Raw genomic sequence first — 928 nt, forward strand, 5'->3', positions numbered from 1 at the left:
GGGTGGCGGATGGTCCGTTCGCGGCTGAGCAGGCGGCCCGGGTGAGCTCCGAGCAGACCCGGGTGCTGGTGGTGCCGACAGGTGAGTCGTCGAAGTTTCTCGCGCCGCTGAGCGTCGACGTACTCGAGCAGCCAACGCTCACCGGTCTGCTGCGCCGCCTCGGGTTGCGGTCGTTGGGGGCGTTCGCGCAGTTGTCTGCTACCGAGGTGCTGACCCGGTTCGGCCCGGATGGTGCGTTCGCACATCAGTTGGCCCGCGGGGCGGACGACCGGCCGGTGGTGGCGCGGGAGGTGCCGCCGGAGCTCACCCGCACGCTCGAGTTCGAGCCGTCGGTGGATCGGGTCGACCAGGTGGCGTTCGCGGTCCGGTCGGTGGCCGACGAGCTGGTCGACCGGCTGACCGAGCTCGGCGGGGTGTGTACGACGCTGCGGGTCGAGGTCGGGACCGAGTCCGGGCGGATCCACGAGCGCGAGTGGCTGCACCCACGCTGGTTCACCGCGGCCGATGTGGTCGACCGGGTCCGCTGGCAACTCCAAGGCAGCGGTACGGCGACCAGTGACCTGACCTCACCGGTCACCCGGATCCGGCTCGTCCCGGAGCAGGTGGACCCGGTCGGTGCCCAGGCCGACGGCCTGTGGGGTGGCGGGCCGGACGAGCGGATCCACCGCGCACTGTCCCGGGTCCAGAGCATGCTCGGCCACGGCGCTGTCGTGTCGGTGGTGGTCGGCGGCGGCCGCGGCTTCGCGGAGCGCCAGACCCTGGTCCCGTGGGGCGACCGCCCGGTTCCCGCCCATTCACCCGACCAGCCCTGGCCCGGCGCGATCACCGCACTCGCCCCCACCACAGTCTTCTCCGAGCCGCTCCCGGCCCAGGTCTACGCCGCCGACGGCACCCAGGTCTCGGTCACCGCCCGCGGCGACCTCTCCGC

Annotated in this window: 1 pseudogene; it reads left to right on the forward strand. The window is 73.2% G+C overall.

From position 1 onward, the window contains the following. Positions 1-928, forward strand: a pseudogene (locus E1261_RS44935) (DNA polymerase Y family protein); the annotation flags it as partial.

The organism is Kribbella albertanoniae (assembly GCF_004348455.1).
GTDB lineage: Bacteria > Actinomycetota > Actinomycetes > Propionibacteriales > Kribbellaceae > Kribbella > Kribbella albertanoniae.